Annotated in this window: 1 protein-coding gene; it reads right to left on the reverse strand. The window is 66.0% G+C overall.

Annotated features, from left to right (window positions below; all coding sequences use genetic code 11):
• Window positions 1-977: IS630 family transposase (locus ACH492_RS40075; RefSeq protein ID WP_398994383.1), on the reverse strand; the 977-nt coding region annotated here is incomplete at its 3' end.
• Window positions 978-1,024: the final 47 nt, after the last annotated feature.

A 1,024-nucleotide genomic window follows, 5' to 3' on the forward strand; every position in this document is an offset into this window, starting at 1 on the left:
TTGCGGATGTCCTTCTCCAGGGCCTGGACGGACTTGTGGACGCCTCGCCGTATCTGCTTGTTGGTGAGTTCGGCGAACCACCGCTCGACGAGGTTCAGCCAGGACGATCCTGTGGGTGTGAAGTGCAGGTGGAAGCGGGGGTGGGCCAGCAGCCATTTCTTGATGGCGGGCGTCTTGTGGGTGGCGTAGTTGTCGCAGACGAGGTGGATGTCCAGGCCGGCTGGCACCTCGTTGTCGAGCTTGGTCAGGAACTTCCTGAACTCCTCGGCCCGGTGCCGGCGGTGCAGGGAGCCGATTACCTTGCCTGTGGCGACCTCGAGAGCGGCAAAGAGTGTGGTGGTACCGGCGCGGACGTAGTCGTGGGTGGCCCGCTCGGGAACCCCGGGCATCATCGGCAGCACGGGCTGGGACCGGTCCAGGGCCTGGATCTGCGACTTCTCGTCCATGCAGAACACCAGGGCCCGCTCCGGCGGGTCCAGGTAGAGGCCCACGACATCGTGGACCTTGTCGACGAAGTACGGATCGGTCGACAGCTTGAAGGTCTCCGACCGGTGCGGCTGCAGGCCGAAGGCCCGCCAGATCCGGGACACCGACGACTGCGAAAGGCCCGTCTCTTTCGCCATGGCCCGTGTCGACCAGTGCGTCGCGTTCTTCGGAGTGGATTCCAGCGTCTTGGTGACCACCGCGGCCACCTGCTCGTCGGTCACCGTCCTGGGACCACCCGGACGTGGCATGTCACCCAGGCCGGCGATCCGGTACTGCACGAACCGGGCACGCCACCGCCCCACCGCATGAGGCGTGGAACCGAGTTGGGCCGCCACGTCCTTGTTCGAGGCACCCCCGGCGCAGGCCAGGATGATCCGACAGCGCAGTGCCCACGCCTGCGGCGTGGAACGACGCCGCACCCACCCCTCCAGTGCGGCCCGTTCCTCATCCGACAGCGTCAACTCGGCCTTCGGCCGCCCCATCCCCGCCATAGAGCAAGCCTACACATCTCAACAGAATTCCTGACTCAGAAGACTAG

Source organism: Streptomyces sp. NPDC019443, from assembly GCF_044389785.1.
Taxonomy (GTDB): domain Bacteria; phylum Actinomycetota; class Actinomycetes; order Streptomycetales; family Streptomycetaceae; genus Streptomyces.